The organism is Mycobacterium venezuelense (genome assembly GCF_054919535.1).
Window position 1 is genome coordinate 364,722 of record NZ_JBONDW010000001.1, and the last position, 15,285, is coordinate 380,006.

Annotated in this window: 17 protein-coding genes; 1 reads left to right on the forward strand and 16 read right to left on the reverse strand. The window is 66.9% G+C overall.

What is annotated here, in order from left to right:
* Positions 1-65: 65 nt before the first annotated feature.
* The 11 genes from ACRCUN_RS01845 to fgd form a co-directional block, all read right to left on the reverse strand.
* Entirely contained in the window at positions 66-1,274 is a 1,209-nt protein-coding gene (locus ACRCUN_RS01845) for an MFS transporter (RefSeq protein WP_462139941.1), read from the reverse strand.
* Positions 1,271-2,317, reverse strand: coding sequence for a 4-oxalomesaconate tautomerase (locus ACRCUN_RS01850; protein ID WP_462139942.1), 1,047 nt, complete (start codon positions 2,315-2,317; stop codon positions 1,271-1,273). The genes ACRCUN_RS01845 and ACRCUN_RS01850 overlap by 4 nt, the downstream gene beginning before the upstream one ends.
* Complete coding sequence (locus ACRCUN_RS01855; RefSeq protein ID WP_462139943.1) at positions 2,314-2,952, reverse strand: GntR family transcriptional regulator; 639 nt, start codon at positions 2,950-2,952, stop codon at positions 2,314-2,316. The genes ACRCUN_RS01850 and ACRCUN_RS01855 overlap by 4 nt, the downstream gene beginning before the upstream one ends.
* Before the next feature lies 1 nt (position 2,953).
* Positions 2,954-4,063 carry an ABC transporter substrate-binding protein gene (locus tag ACRCUN_RS01860; RefSeq protein WP_462139944.1) on the reverse strand — a complete coding sequence of 370 codons (1,110 nt, stop codon included), beginning with the start codon at positions 4,061-4,063 and terminating at the stop codon, positions 2,954-2,956.
* 26 nt (positions 4,064-4,089) lie between these two features.
* Positions 4,090-5,841: an ABC transporter permease gene (locus tag ACRCUN_RS01865; RefSeq protein ID WP_462139945.1), complete on the reverse strand. Its 1,752-nt coding sequence runs from the start codon at positions 5,839-5,841 to the stop codon at positions 4,090-4,092.
* Positions 5,838-6,962: an ABC transporter ATP-binding protein gene (locus ACRCUN_RS01870; protein ID WP_462139946.1), complete on the reverse strand. Its 1,125-nt coding sequence runs from the start codon at positions 6,960-6,962 to the stop codon at positions 5,838-5,840. Before ACRCUN_RS01870 ends, ACRCUN_RS01865 begins: the two co-directional genes overlap by 4 nt.
* Position 6,963: 1 nt before the next feature.
* Positions 6,964-7,608, reverse strand: coding sequence for an RraA family protein (locus tag ACRCUN_RS01875; protein WP_462139947.1), 645 nt, complete (start codon positions 7,606-7,608; stop codon positions 6,964-6,966).
* Complete coding sequence (locus tag ACRCUN_RS01880) at positions 7,605-8,330, reverse strand: PIG-L deacetylase family protein (RefSeq protein ID WP_462139948.1); 726 nt, start codon at positions 8,328-8,330, stop codon at positions 7,605-7,607. The genes ACRCUN_RS01875 and ACRCUN_RS01880 overlap by 4 nt, the downstream gene beginning before the upstream one ends.
* A gap of 21 nt (positions 8,331-8,351) precedes the next feature.
* Positions 8,352-9,125, reverse strand: coding sequence for an NAD(P)-dependent oxidoreductase (locus tag ACRCUN_RS01885; RefSeq protein WP_462139949.1), 774 nt, complete (start codon positions 9,123-9,125; stop codon positions 8,352-8,354).
* Between the two features lie 246 nt (positions 9,126-9,371).
* Positions 9,372-10,328 carry an endonuclease/exonuclease/phosphatase family protein gene (locus ACRCUN_RS01890; protein WP_462139950.1) on the reverse strand — a complete coding sequence of 319 codons (957 nt, stop codon included), beginning with the start codon at positions 10,326-10,328 and terminating at the stop codon, positions 9,372-9,374.
* Positions 10,328-11,338 carry a glucose-6-phosphate dehydrogenase (coenzyme-F420) gene (gene fgd, locus ACRCUN_RS01895; protein WP_462139951.1) on the reverse strand — a complete coding sequence of 337 codons (1,011 nt, stop codon included), beginning with the start codon at positions 11,336-11,338 and terminating at the stop codon, positions 10,328-10,330. The genes ACRCUN_RS01890 and fgd overlap by 1 nt, the downstream gene beginning before the upstream one ends.
* 35 nt (positions 11,339-11,373) lie before the next feature.
* On the opposite strand from fgd, the gene ACRCUN_RS01900 reads away from it, so the two are divergent.
* Positions 11,374-12,114 carry an MBL fold metallo-hydrolase gene (locus tag ACRCUN_RS01900; protein WP_462139952.1) on the forward strand — a complete coding sequence of 247 codons (741 nt, stop codon included), beginning with the start codon at positions 11,374-11,376 and terminating at the stop codon, positions 12,112-12,114.
* A 19-nt stretch (positions 12,115-12,133) separates the two neighbouring features.
* Here ACRCUN_RS01900 and ACRCUN_RS01905 read toward each other — a convergent pair whose 3' ends face one another.
* The 5 genes from ACRCUN_RS01905 to ACRCUN_RS01925 all read right to left on the reverse strand — a co-directional run bounded on the left by ACRCUN_RS01905 (position 12,134) and on the right by ACRCUN_RS01925 (position 15,233).
* The gene (locus tag ACRCUN_RS01905; RefSeq protein ID WP_462139953.1) at positions 12,134-12,589 is read right to left on the reverse strand and encodes a hypothetical protein; all 456 of its coding nucleotides are present in this window, start codon (positions 12,587-12,589) and stop codon (positions 12,134-12,136) included.
* Positions 12,590-12,678: 89 nt separating this feature from the next.
* Positions 12,679-12,990 carry a hypothetical protein gene (locus tag ACRCUN_RS01910; RefSeq protein WP_462140119.1) on the reverse strand — a complete coding sequence of 104 codons (312 nt, stop codon included), beginning with the start codon at positions 12,988-12,990 and terminating at the stop codon, positions 12,679-12,681.
* A 42-nt stretch (positions 12,991-13,032) separates the two neighbouring features.
* Positions 13,033-14,136, reverse strand: a complete 1,104-nt coding sequence (locus tag ACRCUN_RS01915) for an LLM class flavin-dependent oxidoreductase (protein ID WP_462139954.1) — start codon at positions 14,134-14,136, stop codon at positions 13,033-13,035.
* On the reverse strand, positions 14,133-14,642 hold the full coding sequence (locus tag ACRCUN_RS01920) for a GNAT family N-acetyltransferase (protein ID WP_462139955.1): 510 nt from the start codon (positions 14,640-14,642) through the stop codon (positions 14,133-14,135). Before ACRCUN_RS01920 ends, ACRCUN_RS01915 begins: the two co-directional genes overlap by 4 nt.
* A 120-nt stretch (positions 14,643-14,762) precedes the next feature.
* The gene (locus ACRCUN_RS01925) at positions 14,763-15,233 is read right to left on the reverse strand and encodes a hypothetical protein (RefSeq protein WP_462139956.1); all 471 of its coding nucleotides are present in this window, start codon (positions 15,231-15,233) and stop codon (positions 14,763-14,765) included.
* Positions 15,234-15,285 lie beyond the last annotated feature (52 nt).

The window sequence follows — 15,285 nt, forward strand, 5'->3', positions numbered from 1 at the left end:
CACCCCAGATCGTCGCCAAGATCGTCGACGAGATTCTACCGTCGCAGGGCGCCTGGACGACGCGCCTACCTGGTCGAACCTTCTTGATCGTCGCCGTCCGGCGCCCACCGGGACAACCGCGCCGACACGAGCAAAGTGGCGCCCGTGGCCGCGAACACCACCGATGCACCGCCCACCGCCGAGATCCCGGCCACGGCAAGCGGTATCCCCGTTTGCCCAGCGCGATTCCCGACCAGACGCAGCGATGCCGCGACGCCACGATCGGGCCGCGGCGTCACGAGCGTCATCCACGACATCGTGAGAGGTTGGACCGTTCCGGCCGCCAGGCCGTAACACGCCATACAGACCACGAGCACCACGGCAGGCACCGGCAGCACCAGCGCGATCAGCGACACGGCCGCGACGGCGCCTGCCACGACGAGCACCCGTCGCCGCCCGAACGCGTTCGTCATCCGCCCGAGGGTCAGGCGCGAAGCCATCGTGGCGACCCCACGCGTCACCAGCAGCGCCGTCAGCCAGGCCGGGCTGAGGCCGCGTTCCCGTGCGAGCAACGGCAGGTAGGCGAGCACGATATCCAGCGAGGACAACACCAGGCTGCTAGTGACCAGGGCGGGCACCACGCCCCTGGTCCGCAGCAGACGCGACGCGACCGGCCACATGGCCGTGGGCTTGTCCGTCGTCGCGTCAGGACGCGCCGTCGACGGAATCACCAGCGAAAGCACCAGTCCCACAAGGGCAATCCCTAGCGTTGCCCACGCGATCGTGGTGAATGCCGGCGAGTGTGCCTCCGCGGACGGCAAAAGCAGTAATGCGGGCCCCAGCATCTGTCCACCCGACGTCGCGAACGTGTAGACGCCGAACACGAAGTCGAGGCGTCCGGCGGCCGCATCGCGCATGACCCAGGCCTGTTCGGCGACAACGGAAAACAGCACGCCGAGACCGAGCAGGACGGTCGCGGCCAACAGCCCGGCCAGGGTCGCCCCGACGGACACCAGGACGGCCGCCGCTCCTACGAACGCGAGCGCGCCGAACACCATGCTCGTCCGCTCACCGACGCGGTCGACGAATCTTCCCGCCGGCACGGCGAGCAACAGCGGGGGAACCGCGAAGGCGGCCGTCGCGACACCGAGCCAGGCCGGGCCGTGCCCGAGGTCGAGGATCGCGTACGAGATCGCCGGACGCAGCGCATACGAGACGATCTGGACCCCGACCGCATGCACGAGCAGCAGCCCAAGGGCGAGGTTGCCGGGCCGAGGTGTCGATGGCGGCGTCAAGGTCGCGGAAAGACGATGCCGTCGAACAACTTTCGGGCCGTCCGCACGATCGCCGTCCGGTGGACGCGCTCGCCGTCGAGTTCGACCTCGACCTCCAACGCACCGGTCGGGTGCTCGATGTGCATACGTGGGCTGCCGGAAGGCTCCGCAATCCCGGCCGCGACGCTGCCCGGAAGCGCGGCAGCCACTGCGACACTCGCGGCCCCGAGCACGCCGATGGATGCGTGCACGCGATGCGGTATGAACGTGCGCGTCGCGATCACGCCCCCGGAGCGGGGTGGCGACACGATCGTCAGCTTCGGAACGGTGAGATCGCTGACATCACCGAGATTCATCCGCTTGCCGGCTTCCAGTCGGACACGCTCAAGCAGTTCGCGCAGCCGCTGATCGGATTCGAGTTCGGTCGGCGATTCGTCGCCCCGCACACCGAGATCCGCGGCCCGCAGCACGACCGTCGGCATCCCGTTGTCGACGCACGTGACCGGGACCTCGGCGATCACGTCCTGGACCTGTCCGGTCGGCAACAGCGCGCCGCAGCTCGACCCCGCGGTGTCCTCGAAATCCAGCACAATCGCGGCGGCGGTACCCGGAACCCCGTCGATCGACGTCGTGCCCGCGTACTCGACCACGCCTGCGGGCGTCGGCACGTGGGCGATCGCACGGCCCCCGGTGTTGGTCATCCGGATCGGCACCGCAGTCTCGCCGTCAGTCGCTGCGACCAGTCCTCGTTCGATCGCGAACGGGCCGACACCGGCGAGCAGGTTCCCACAGTTCTGCCGGTCCGATACCAGCGCCTGGTCGACGCTCACCTGCAGAAAGAGGTAATCGACGCCGGCACCATTGCCGCTGACGACCGCAACCTTGCTAGTCAGCGGATGCCCGCCGCCGACACCGTCGATCTGCAGTTGGTCCGGGGAACCCATGATGCGCAGCAACAGCTCGTCGCGTTCGCCCGGATCCCGCGGAAGGTCGTCGGCGAGGAAGTAGGCCCCCTTAGACGTTCCGCCGCGCATCAGCATGCACGTCACTCCGCGCGCGGTCATGCGACTGACGTGGGTTGCCGGGCGTGCACCTCGCGCATCGCCGCCACGACGCTGTTGAGGTGCACGGTCATCGCAAGCTCTGCGGCGGCCGGGTCCCGGTGCGCGATCGCTTCGATGATGGCGAGATGTTCTCCGAGTGAGACGCTGGGTCGGCCGGGTTTCATCGCGAGCGCGAACTGCTGGCGCACACTCTGCGCGCGCAGACGCTCGATCAGCGAAAGCGCGGTACGCTGCCCGCTGATCTGGTGGATACGTGCGTGCAGTTCACGGTTTTTCGCCGAATAGCCGCCGAGGTCTCCACCGGCCACCGCCTCCACCATCGCCTCCCCGATCGCGTTGAGTTCGGATATCTCGTCGTCGGTCACGACCGCCGCCGCCTTACCGGCACAAAGGCTTTCGAGCGCACGGCGCACCTCCGCGATCTCGATCGCCTCCTCGAATGAGATGACACGCACCCGCGCGCCGCGATTCTGTTCGCGCTCGACGAGCCCCTGTACCGCGAGCTCACCGAGCGCCGTGCGGACGGCTGCCCGCGAGGCACCGAACTGCTCGGCGAGATCGGCCTCGACAAGCCGCTGATTGGGCACGAGTTCCCCTCTGAGGATCAGCGTCCGGATTTGTTCTGCGACACCCATGTCAGCCCGTGTAACCGAAGATCTGCCGCCACGTGCCTGCGTCGGGCTCGAGGTTCTTGAGCGATTCGTCGATCGTGGCGCGATGCAGGAATCCGGCATCGGCCGCGGGCAACTCGATCTCGCCGATCGTCGGGCTCGGCATGTTCTGGTGCACGGGGTAGTCGCCGATCGAGGCGGCCAGCTTCTGTCCGGAGGACGACAGCAGCCAGTTGATGAATACCGTTGCCGCATTGGAATGCTCGGTCTTGGCGGCCTGGCCGAGGTAGAACGGATAGGCCGCGGCACCTTCTTCGGGTGTCGCTATGGTGATAGGCGCACCCTCCAACGTCGACGCATATGCCGTGGCGATCGGAACCGGGCCCACCGCGATCTCACCGCGGGCCAGCGAATCGGTCAGTGCGGCAGAGGAATCGAATATGCGCGGATGGTTGGCCGCGTAGCCCTTGAGGTAGTCGGCACCCAGTTCACCGAGTTGGAACCGGGTCAGCGCGGTCGTCGACCCGCCTGCGCCGACCTGAACGATGCCGAGTTTTCCGTTCCACTTGGGGTCCAGCAGGTCCGACCAGTTCTTCGGGGCGTCCTGCTCGGAGACGACCTGGTTGTTATAACCGAAGCTGTAGACGCGGTCATAACTGTTGAAGTACAGCCCGTTCTCATACGTGGCGGCCGGGTCGAGCGCGTCCGCGATGCCCTGGCTGATCTGCGTCGGCTGGAATGCCCCGGAATCGGCGATCGCCACGATGAGGTCCTCACCCGAGATCCGGATGACATCGGCACCGAGCTTGCCCGCGGCCTGCTCGCTGAGGATCCGCTCGCTGAGTCGGTTCGGGGCGAGCCGCACGATCTCGACGTTAATTCCGGTCGCCTCCGTGAAGGCGTCCGCGGCCTGCTTCTCCGATTGCTCACTGCCGCCGGTGTAGAAGACCAGGCTGCCTTCCTGCTGCGCCTTCTGATACACGTCGGCGGTGGCGATGACCTCGCCCTCGATCACCAGATCGCCGTTCTCGTTGGTCTCCGCCGAGCCGCTCCCGCCGCCGCTCGAGCATCCCGTCAGAACGAGCCCGACGGCCGCGACCGCGGCGACCGCGAGGCGCCTCACTTTGGTGTGCATGGTCTTTCTCCTTACGTGTACGTGGGTCAGTGGGATTGTTTGGTGTCGGCGCCGAATCGCCGCGCCAGATAGGCGAGCGCGAAGATGACGACGCAGTACACCAGGCTTGTGGCGGCGCTGCGCTGCATGATGCCGTTCTCGAAGTCGTCGAAGATGACGATCGACAGCAGCCGGGTGTCGGTGGTGAAGAGGAACAGCGGCACGGTGAGTTCGCGCATCGAAAGCATCAGCAGCAGTAGGAATGTCGAGGTCAGCGGGACGCGCAACAGTGGCGCCGTCACCCGCCATACCGCACGCGGCCGGTTGGCGCCGTGCATGACAGCGCTGTCCTCGAGGTCCCGGTGGATCTGCAGGATCGACGATGACGCGCCCTGGTAGCCCTGTGGCATCTGCGCGGCCACGAACGCGATCACCATGACGAGCAACGTGCCGTACACGGGCACCGGCAGCATGAGCCACGTCCACAGCAAGCCGAGACCGAGAACGATCGCGGGCACTGCCAGGGGCAGCATGCTGAGGTAGCCGAGGCCTTCGCGGCCGGGCAGTGTCGTCCGGTTCACCACGTACGACACGATGAACGCCAGCACGGTGCCGACGACGGCCGCCGCGACCGCCACGACCACCGAGTTGCCGGTCGCCTTGATCACGACATCGCTCGTGATCGCCTCGGTGATGGCGTCCAGGCCCATGCGCCCGTTGGTGAATGCGCCGATAACGCTGTTCACATAAGGCGATTCGTGTAGGGCGACAAACGCGAGCGCGAGCAGCGGCAACACCGTGGAGAGCGTGAAGTAGCCGATTCCGATCACCAGCGCGGGCGTGCGGAACCTCCCGAGATCGAACTTGCCGAGCTTCATGCCCTTGCCCGCGACCGTGGTGAACGACCGCCGAGCGACCACCCGCCGCTGCAGCGCGGTCACCGCGAGCACGATGACGACCAGCGTGATCGCCACCGCCGCAGCCTCATTGCCCCGCGCGGGCGCGGAGTTCATGAGCCGGAAAATATAGGTCGGCAGCGTGTCGAGCCGTCCGCCGCTCGTGATCTGGGCGACCGGGAAGTTCTCGACCGTGAGGACGAAGATGAGGATCGCCGAACCGAGCAGTGCCGGTGTCGCCAGCGGGACCGTCACCGTACGCAACACCGTGAGCGGCTTGGCGCCATGTGTGCGTGCGGCTTCCTCGAGGTCGGGGTTCATCAGACTGAACGCCGAGTGGGTGAGCAGGAATGCGTAGGGGGCGTAGTACAGGGCGAGCACGAAGATGAGCCCGCCGATGTTGTAGATGTTGACGACGTCGGGAAGCTTTAAATCGCGGGCAAAGACATTGAGCAGGCCCGCATTCGGGCCGCCGAGCAGCGACCAGGCCAGCGCCCCGACGTACGAGGGCAGGAACATCGGCACCAGACCGACGAAGTACAGGAACCGCGCGCCCCGCACATTCGTGCGCGCGGAGACGAACGCGAGGAAGCCGCCGATCGCGAGCGCCAGCACCGACGCCCCGATTCCGATCAACAGCGAATTCAGCGCGGCCTGGCGTGCACCCGGGCCGAACACGGCCGCGAAGTTGTCGAACGTCAGCGACGACAGGTCGATGTTGCCGGGCCTCGGTGTGGTTGTGGTGAAGGCGGACAGCACAACCAGGGCAACCGGTAGCACGATGAGTATCGCCAGGATCGCGTACAGCGCGATCGGTAACAGCGACCGCCGCAGCCTCGGGGCGGTGCGGGCCACACCCGGGTCCGGCGGCGGTGCCACCGGGGCCTGAATCGTCGCCGTCATGACGCGGCCTGAACCGGCGTCGCGGCCTGCGGTTGCCCCGCGGATAGCTCCACCTCGTGGGGCAGCACCTGCACGGCGTCGGCGGGTATACCGATGCGCACGGTGTCGCCAGGCGCGGCGGTCAGCTGCCGGTGCTTGCCGCCGATGATCTCGAGCTCGGCGGTGTCGGCGATCGCAACGCGATAGGTCGCGCTCGCACCCAGGAACTCCTTCGTAAGGAGCTTTCCCTCAAGCACATTCATGCCCGGTTCGACGTCGTCGCCGACGGCGATGTCCTCACCGCGGATGCAGGCTTTCAGTTCACCGGCGCCGTCGTACGGCGCCACACTGAGCGTGACCGCGCTGTCGGCGATGCGCACGCCCGTGGAATCCAGCGCCTGGACGGGCAGTATGTTGCCCACCCCGAGGAAATCGGCGATCGAGGCGCTCAAGGGTTTGGCGTAGATCTCGTTGGGCCTGCCGATCTGCACGATGCGGCCGTGTTGCATCATCGCGATCCGGTCCGCCAGGGCCAACGCCTCTTCCTGGTCGTGGGTGACGTACACCGACGTGAGGCCCAGTCGCGTCTGCAGTTCACGGAGGTCGCCGCGCAACCGGTGCCGCAGCCGGGCATCGAGGTTCGACAGCGGCTCGTCGAGCAGCATCACCGACGGCTGCATGACCACGCTGCGCGCGAGGGCGACGCGCTGCATCTGGCCGCCCGACAGCATGCTCGCGCCACGGTCGGCGAACTCCGCCAAGCCGACCAGTTCGAGTGTTTCGCGTACCCGCGGCGCGATGTCGGCCTTGCCCACGCGCTGCATCGTGAGCGGGAACGCCACGTTCTCGAACACCGTCATGTGCGGCCAGATCGCATACGACTGGAAGACCATGCCGATGTTGCGCTTGTGCGGCGGGCGGTCGATGTTCCGTTCGCCGTCGAAGAGCACGTCGCCACCGATCGTGATGCGGCCCGCGCTGGGCCGCTCCAAACCGGCGATACAGCGCATCGTGCTGGTCTTTCCGCAACCGGATTCGCCCAGCAGGACCAGCGATTCGCCGTCACCGACGGTGAGATCGAGGTTGTGTACGGCGACCGCCTCCCCGTAACGCAGGGTCAGGCCTTCGACACGGATGTCCATCTCAGGTGTTCCCTTCGTCCTCGGCGCGGAAGCCGTACAGGTCGTAGGAGATGTGCCCGGCGAGGTATTGGGCCCGCGATGCGGCCTCCTTGTCCTCGCGGGCACGTGCCAGTTCGACGGCGCGTTCGGCCTCGGCGGCCGGCACGACGGCGGCGCCGTCGGAGTCGAGGATCACGATGTCGCCCGTGCGGATCGTGGCACCGCCGACCTCGACACTCGCGTCGACCTCGCCGCGCGTGTCTTTGGTCGCGCCACGGACCCGGATCCACCGAGTCCAGATGGGCAGCCCCATCTTTCGCAGCTCTTCGGCGTCACGCACCGACGCGTCGACGAGGATTCCCGCTGCACCGCGCTCTCGGATCTGGGTGACGAGCAGATCCCCGATGAGCGCCACCGGCGCGGGCTCCGGCATGGTGAGCACCGCGATCTCACCGGGCTGCAGACGCGCGACGAGTTCATGCACGCCGCGGTTGTCGTTCTGCGCACACCGGACGGTGCGGGCCGGCCCAGCGGCACGGCTGCCCGGGATGAGCTGGATGAAGTCGGCGTCGACGAGGCCCTGCCTGCCGCGGGCCTCGTACACCGTCGCCACTCCGGCCCGGCGCAGTTCCGCGATGGTGTCGGCGTCGATCGCGAGGTCGGTCACAGCGCCGCCACTACGTTCGGCACCAGCCGCTGGAACGCCTCGGCCTGTCGGATCTGCTTGCGTCCGGTCACCTTTCGTGCATGGTTGCCGCGGTGATCGGCACGTTCGGCGTAGTACTGCTGCAGGTAGGACTGTGCCCGCATCGCCGCCATCGCCTTACGCTTCAACTCGAACACGTCGGTGATATCGACGAAAACACTCGGCGTGAAGCCGCACAGCTCGGGCTGATGTGGCTCGAACACGAGGAACTCGCTCGGAGGCGCGGTACGGAAACCGGCCTCGACCACCGCGCCCGCGGTGAGCAGACGGGCCTTGGAGACAGCCACATTCGCGACGGGATGGTCCGGATTGAACGGGTCTTTGTCGGGATGGGTGAGCACGACATGCGGGGCGAAATCGCGCATGAGCTCGGCAAGCCGATCGATCGCGTCCGGTCCCACTTCCAGCGGGTAGTCCCCGAGGTCGAAGCACTCGAACGTCGCGCCGACCGCCTCGGCGGCCTCGGTGGCCTCGGCATGCCGGTGGCGCTTGACGTTGTCGACCGTCTGGCCGGGCTCCTTCCACAGCTCACCCGATTCACCGCGTTCGCCGTACGACAGCGCGACCACCCTGGCCTCGCCGCCGGCAGCCGTGTGCTTGGCGATCGCACCGGCCGAACGCCAGACGAAATCGGCGCTGTGCGCTCCGACCACCAAGAGCCGCTTGGGTTCTACTTCACTCACGGGTGGGTTCTCTCCTTGTCGTTAAACGTTCGCGCGGTCCAGGCTGGAGAGCCAGGAGCGGGCGGCCTGCATGGTCCAGGTCGGTTGGTCGATGCTTTCCAGGTAGTCGCGGGCGTCGGTGACCTCGTGCACCCGGCGGGCGGCGTGGGCATGGGAACCGTCGATGAGCCGATCGATGAGAGCGTGTGGGTCACCGGCGAGTTCGGCGGCGACCTGTTCACGCAGCCATGAGGCACAGCCCGCGACCTCGGCCGCCCCGAAGCTCTCCAGGACCGCGGCGGCAAGCCCTTTCATGAACACGCTGCGAATCAGCTTGCGCGCGGCAGCATCTCCCGGCTCTCCGCCGATGGATTCGACCGGTGCACCGGTAGCCACGAAAAGTTCGGCGAACTCGTCGGCCCCGGCGCCGCTCGCCATGAGCGGAGTACGGACACCGGCGCGGGGCACCGGGGCGAGCACCGCGACGTCGACGAAGCGCACACCACGCTCGGCCGCGGCCGCACCGAGCCGCCGCTTGAGTTCTGGCCCACCGGTGTTCAGGTCGGCGATCATCGCACCGGGCTTCAGGTGCGCGAGCACCGCCTCGGTAACCCCTTGCGCCGCAGTCGCTCCCACGAGAGTAATGACGAGTTCGGCATCGGCGAGTGCATTTTCGAGCCGCTCATGCTGGGCGATGCCTGCCTCGTCGAGCTTGGTGTACGGGTCATAGCCGCTGACTTCGAATCCGGAATCACGCATTCCGCGCGCATAGAGCGCACCAGCTTCCCCGAGTCCGACGACGGCGACTTTCGGCATGTGACCTCGCTTCGAGTGAGCAGGAAGTGTGATGAGAGCCACCGTACAAGATTGTCGCCAATTTAGTCAACGACTTTGCTGACGATATTGTGAAAGACGTCGCCACGTCGATATAGAGGCCCGTAGCAGGCCACGCGAGGTTCGAGTGGTTTGCCGCCCATAGGCCGACGGGTCGGCGAACGTGCGGTTTCATCCGCGACTCGCCGAGGTCCGCGTACGAACCCGCACACTCGGCGCCGCGCCGCGTTAGTTCGGGATCTCCACGTCGGCGATCAACGCCATGTGGTCGGCGCGCGGTATGAATTCGCGCCGTACGGCGGCGGCATTGGCGTTGCGCAACAGCACGTGGTCGATGCCGATGGCGGGCACCCGCCGCGGGCCGACCGGAAACGTGCGCGCCATTCCCGCACCGGCCTGTTCACCGGCGTCGCGATAGCCCGTATCGAGGAGCTTGCGGAACGGAAGCATGTCGTGCGTGGCGTTGAAGTCGCCCGCGACGATCACCGCGCCGCTGCCGGCTTCGTGCGCAAGCTCGCGCAGCAGCGTCGGGAACTTCTCCATGTCCTGGGCCCACGGGCCGATCGGGGCCGGCCACGGCGCGGCGAAATGTATGCCCAGCACAATCGGATTCACGGCCACGTCAGGCACCTGCAGCCGCGCCCGCACCATTGCCAGGGAATAGCCGGGTATATGGGCGGTGTCGACAAGCGGGAATCGGCTCCAGATGCCGATGCCGCCTGCCAACGGTTCCGGATTGCTGATCCGGTGCGGGAAGGTGTCGTCGAGACCGGCTGCGGCCAGCCCGTCGGCGGCTTCCTGTGTCAGCTCCTGCAACACGACGACATCGGCCGAATTCCGCGCCGACGCGACCACTGCAGCCGGATCCCCCAGGCCCATACCGAGATTGGACGTGATTACCCGAACCGACGCGGACGGCGTCGCGGCGGGCTCGGGGCCGAGATAGTGCGGCGTCTGAATACTGACGACCGCCAGGGCCAGCACGACCGCGAGCGCTGTCAGCACCCATCGTCGACCCAGCGCCAAAAACAGCACCGCCACCGGAGCCGCCAGCATGAGGTACGGCGAAGCGGTCGCCGCGAGCAAGACGCTGTGGCGGCCCAGCGGCAGATAGCGCACCGCCAGGCCCACCGCAGCAATACCGAACGCGACCACTCCGAAGAAGGTCGCGATCAGCCGGATCATCAGCCGAGCTTGCGCAGCCGCGGCTCCAGGTCGTTCTTGAACAGGTCGAGGAAGCGGCGCTGATCATGTCCGGGTGCGTGGAACACCAGGTGGTTGAGGCCCCACGTGACGTACTGGCCGACCTTCTCGACGGCCTCGTCGGGATCGGATGCGACGATCCAGCGCTTGGCCACCTGCTCGATGGGCAGCGCGTCGGCCGCCTTCTCCATCTCGATCGGGTCGTCGATGCTGTGCTTCTGCTCGGCCGTCAGCGACAGCGGCGCCCAGAACCGCGTGTTCTCCAGTGCCTTCTCGGGATCCGGGTCGTAGGAGATCTTGATCTCGATCATCCGGTCGATGTCCTCGGCATTGCGGCCTGCGGCCTCGGCGCCCTCTTTCACGGCCGGGATGAGCTTGTCCTTGTAGAGCTCCTCACCCTTGCCCGACGTGCAGATGAACCCGTCACCGGCCCGGCCCGCGTACTTGGCCACCACCGGGCCGCCCGCGGCGATGTACACCGGAATGCCGCCTTCGGGCACGTCGTAGATCGAGGCGCCCTTGGTGTTGTAGTACTCGCCCTCGAAATCGACGCGGTCGCCCAGCCACAGCTCACGCATGAGCTTGACCGACTCGCGCAGCCGTGCGAACCGTTCCTTGAACTCCGGCCACTCGCCGATGTAGCCCGTGGCGATCTCGTTGAGTGCCTCACCCGTGCCGACGCCGAGGAAGATCCGCCCCGGGTACAGACATCCCATCGTCGCGAAGGCCTGTGCGATGACCGCCGGGTTGTAACGGAAGGTCGGTGTCAGCACCGACGTGCCAAGCTGCAGCCGCTCGGTCCGCTCCCCCACCGCGGTCATCCACGCCAGCGAGAACGGCGCGTGCCCGCCTTCGTGGCGCCACGGTTGGAAGTGATCACTGACTGTCGCGCTGTCCATGCCGGCCGCCTCGGCGGCGACCGCCAGCTCGACCAGTTCCCGCGGGGCAAACTGCTCCGCCGATGCCTTGTATCCCAGTTTCAGTTCAGCCACGAGTTCGTTTCTACTCCTGTGCCTACACTCGCGGCATGGCAGCAGCCCTCAGCGCGATCACCGAGCATGTCCACTTCGCACAGACCGACCTCGTGAACTGGACTCTGGTGACCGACGGCGACGGCGTCCTGCTGATCGACGCGGGCTTTCCCGGACAACGCGAGGACGTGCTCGGCTCGGTACGACAGCTGGGTTTCGGCGTCGACGACATCAAAGCCGTGCTGCTCACCCACGCCCATGTCGATCACTTCGGCACCGCGATCTGGCTCGCGAAAACCCATGGCACACCGGTGTTTTGCCACGCCAACGAAGTCGGGCACGCCAAGCGCGAGTATCTGGAGCAAGCGTCGCCGGCCGATGTGGTGCGACACATCTGGCAACCCCGCTGGCTCAAGTGGTCGGCCACCATCACCGCCAAGGGCGGGATGAACCATGCGGGCATCCCCACCACCCAACCGCTCAGCAACGAGGTGGCAGCCGGACTTCCGGGATCACCGGTTGCCATCCCCACCCCGGGCCACACGGGCGGGCACTGCTCGTTCATCGTCGACGGGGTCCTCGTCAGCGGCGACGCGATCGTGACGGGCCATCCGCTGTCGCGCGGGATCGGACCGCAATTGCTGCCTTCGGTGTTCAACCACGATGAGGACGGCTGCCTGCGCAGTCTCAGCGCGCTGGGCATGCTCGACACCGACGTGTTGCTGCCCGGCCACGGGCCGGTGTGGCGCGGCTCGATCGCCGACGCGACACAGCAGGCCACGGCGCGCCACGGTTAGTAATCGCACCGCGAATGACTCAGCCGCGATCGATGATCTGCGGGGCGCCCAGCGTCCACACCCGCAGTGTCCCGCCCCACGCCGCCAGATAACCGTCGTTGCAGCCGCCGTCGACGCCTTCGGCCTGCACGCCGATGGTGTGGTGGCCGAACGGCATCTCGTAAGGAGTGGTGCTGTCACCTGGCCCCAGCCGTTCGGACATGACCTCACGATCGTCGACGAGTACGTGCGCGATGATGTCGGAGCAGTGTGTCGGGTCTGCGGTGACTTGGATCTTCATCCGCTCCTGCACGTCTGCATCCCAGGTGGGGACTGTTGTGCACATCTGCGTCCACGGCCGTTCACACGGTTCGATCGCGATCCCCCTGGTCCAGGATTCCGCCGTCGATGGAACCGCGAGCGCGACGGCCGCGAACCCGCTGACAGCGGCGACAGCTACCCGGGCCAATGCCTTTCGGCCGTTTGTGAATGTCATGCCAGTGCCTTTCGCGACAAATCTTGTCCGGTGAAGGCGAGGCTATTTCGGCTGAACATCAAGATCGCGAGTAGTCGGGTACCCGAAAATCAATCGAGCACTTTGTAGCCCAGCAGGAAAAAGCCGGTCAGGCATAGACCGCAGGCCAGCACGATCGTCGGCATCAGCACCATCTGATCGAGTTCGTCGGGGTCGAACACCTCGTCGTCGTCGATCTGCCCGAAGAACACCCGGGCCACCGCGGTTCGGCGGAACGCGTACATCCGGCGCCGCATGCGGTCGGAATCGGCCCTACGGCCGATGAACAGCCGTAGCGCGATGCCGAAGGCGAACACCAGCACAGCCGCTGCCAGCAGCAGCGATCCGACGATTACCTGCGGACTCGGCAAACACACCCCCAGCCGGTGTCTGACACCTTCGAGCCAGCCTATAGGCGAAAGCTGTCAAAGACCCCAACGCTTGGCGATCAATTCGTGTGATCGCAGCCGGTCCTCATGGTTGTGGGTTACGGACGTGACGACGAGTTCGTCGGCCCGGGTGACCCGTTGCAGCGCTTGGAGCCGGTCGGCCACCTGGCCCGGATCGCCGACGAATTGCGTTGCCGTGCGGTCTCTGACCACTTCGCGTTGTTCGTCGGTCAGCGGTGCGAGATCGGCCGAATCCGGGTATGGCACGGCGCCGTCACCGGCGCGGATCGAGTACACCCAGTGGCCGTATCCGGCAGCCAGTCGGCGTGCGGTGGATTCGTCGTCGGCAACCACGATGTCGGCCGAGACCACCACATACGGCTCCGACAAGAAAGCCGAAGGCGTAAACCCGTTGCGGTATACCTCGATTGCCTCAAGCGCGGTGGCGGGCGTGATGTGATAGCTGGCGACGAACGGCAGCCCGCGGGCCGCGGCGACCCTGGCGCTCTGCCCCTTGCTGCTGCCGAACACCCACGGGGTAAGTCCGGCTCCCGCACCCGGAACCGCCGTCCCCACTTCGTAACTGCCGTTCAGCATGGCCAGAATGTCGTCGACTTGATCGGCGAAATCCGGTGCGACCGCTTCCGGTTGCTGCAACACCGCCATCCGGGCCCGCAACCGAGGATTGCGTAACAAGGCGGCGATGTCGAACGGGGCGGGCACGACGACACCGTCGACTTCATGCCATTCGCGGGGTGGTTTCGGCTCTTTCGGTTTCTCGCGCGCGGCCTCGGCGCGGCGCTGACCGGAGCGCCCCACCCCCATATCGATGCGCCCCGGATGGAACGCCGCGAGCGTGCCGAAACTCTCGACAACCGCGACCGCGGTGGTGTGCCCGAGTTGGACTGCGGCGGTACCCACACGGATCCGTTCGGTTGCCGCCGCGATCTGGCCCACCAGGACCGCGGGTGCCGAACTCGCGACCGCGACGAAGTGATGCTCGGCAACCCAATACCGTTTGTAGCCCCACTGTTCGGCATGCTGGGCGAGGTCCACGGTGTTGCGTAGCGCGGTCGCGGCGTCGCTGCCCGCACTGATCGGGGCGAGATCGAGGATCGAGAGCGGCACGTTTCCGGTCATGCCAGCACCTTCTCGAACGCGATCGGAAAGACCGTGCCCTCGCCCTCGGCCGGCAGCGGCTCACGGAGCCGGGTGTAGCCGGCAGACGCATAGAGCGCCTCGGCTTCCGGCTGGAGATGTCCCGTCGTCAGATACACGCGCCGATAACCGCGCGCGGCGATCTCGGCTTCCAGATGACCGAGCAGCGCCTTGGCCAAGCCGCGCTGCCGATGACCGGCCGCGGTCCAGATCCGTTTGAGTTCAGCGGTCTCGTCATCGAACCGCTGAAACGCACCCCCGGTTACCGGGTCGCCGTCGAGCAACCCGATGAACAGGCCACCGCCGGGCGGGGCGAACTCATGTGCGGGCTGGCTGTCCAGCCACGTCCGGACCCGCTCGACAGTGCCGCCGTAACGGCCCGAGTACTCCACGGCCAGCTCGGCCAGCAGGGGTTCGGCCAGTGGATCGCCCAGGCCGACCGCGACAAACTGCACAGGTCCGGACATCACCACCGTTTCTATACCCATGGCACATTCAACGCCGACCAATCGGCGGTATGCCCGCTGGACTCAGCGTGATCTGAAATCTGCCCAGGTCGGGTCAGAGTTGTTCGCCGGTCGGTCTGAGGCCCACACGACGTTCGAGAGTTATATGGCTCCGGGCATGCCGGCCATTCCGCCACTCATCGGCGGCGGTGCGATCACTGGCGGGGCCATCGGCGGCGGAGCCACCGGTGGCATGGGCGGTGGAGCGACGGGCGGCGGCGCGATGGCCGGTGCAGGCGGAGGAGGCGGCGGCGCCGACGGAATCGCGTACGGGCCGCCCGCACAGACGGGGTCGGCCGGCTGGCTGATGCACTCGATATCCGACGGACCGGTGGGCGCGGCGAATGGGCCGCCCTGGCATTGGGCCACGTACGGCATGGCGGCACACCTCGGATCGTCTGGGTTCGTCGGCTGGCCGCCAGGATCGGGCGGTTCGAGAGGCACGCCGGGCATGCCCGCCAAACCGGGCATCGCGTTGGCCGGAATCGTCGCACCCGCTGTTGCCATACCGGTAACGGCGACGACCACAGCCGTTCGTACGACTACGGCGCGAAATCCAGAGGCCACTCTCATCGATCACTCCTCACGAACGAGCCATGATGTTTGCCGCTGTCGGCATAACGCC

Coding starts and splice junctions, on each gene's coding strand:
- ACRCUN_RS01850 (WP_462139942.1), bottom strand. CDS start 2,317: ATGACCGCGCGCGGAGTGACGTGCATGCTGATGCGCGGCGGAACGTCT.
- ACRCUN_RS01855 (WP_462139943.1), bottom strand. CDS start 2,952: ATGGGTGTCGCAGAACAAATCCGGACGCTGATCCTCAGAGGGGAACTC.
- ACRCUN_RS01860 (WP_462139944.1), bottom strand. CDS start 4,063: ATGCACACCAAAGTGAGGCGCCTCGCGGTCGCCGCGGTCGCGGCCGTC.
- ACRCUN_RS01865 (WP_462139945.1), bottom strand. CDS start 5,841: ATGACGGCGACGATTCAGGCCCCGGTGGCACCGCCGCCGGACCCGGGT.
- ACRCUN_RS01870 (WP_462139946.1), bottom strand. CDS start 6,962: ATGGACATCCGTGTCGAAGGCCTGACCCTGCGTTACGGGGAGGCGGTC.
- ACRCUN_RS01885 (WP_462139949.1), bottom strand. CDS start 9,125: ATGCCGAAAGTCGCCGTCGTCGGACTCGGGGAAGCTGGTGCGCTCTAT.
- ACRCUN_RS01890 (WP_462139950.1), bottom strand. CDS start 10,328: ATGATCCGGCTGATCGCGACCTTCTTCGGAGTGGTCGCGTTCGGTATT.
- ACRCUN_RS01900 (WP_462139952.1), top strand. CDS start 11,374: ATGGCAGCAGCCCTCAGCGCGATCACCGAGCATGTCCACTTCGCACAG.
- ACRCUN_RS01905 (WP_462139953.1), bottom strand. CDS start 12,589: ATGACATTCACAAACGGCCGAAAGGCATTGGCCCGGGTAGCTGTCGCC.
- ACRCUN_RS01915 (WP_462139954.1), bottom strand. CDS start 14,136: ATGACCGGAAACGTGCCGCTCTCGATCCTCGATCTCGCCCCGATCAGT.
- ACRCUN_RS01920 (WP_462139955.1), bottom strand. CDS start 14,642: ATGGGTATAGAAACGGTGGTGATGTCCGGACCTGTGCAGTTTGTCGCG.
- ACRCUN_RS01925 (WP_462139956.1), bottom strand. CDS start 15,233: ATGAGAGTGGCCTCTGGATTTCGCGCCGTAGTCGTACGAACGGCTGTG.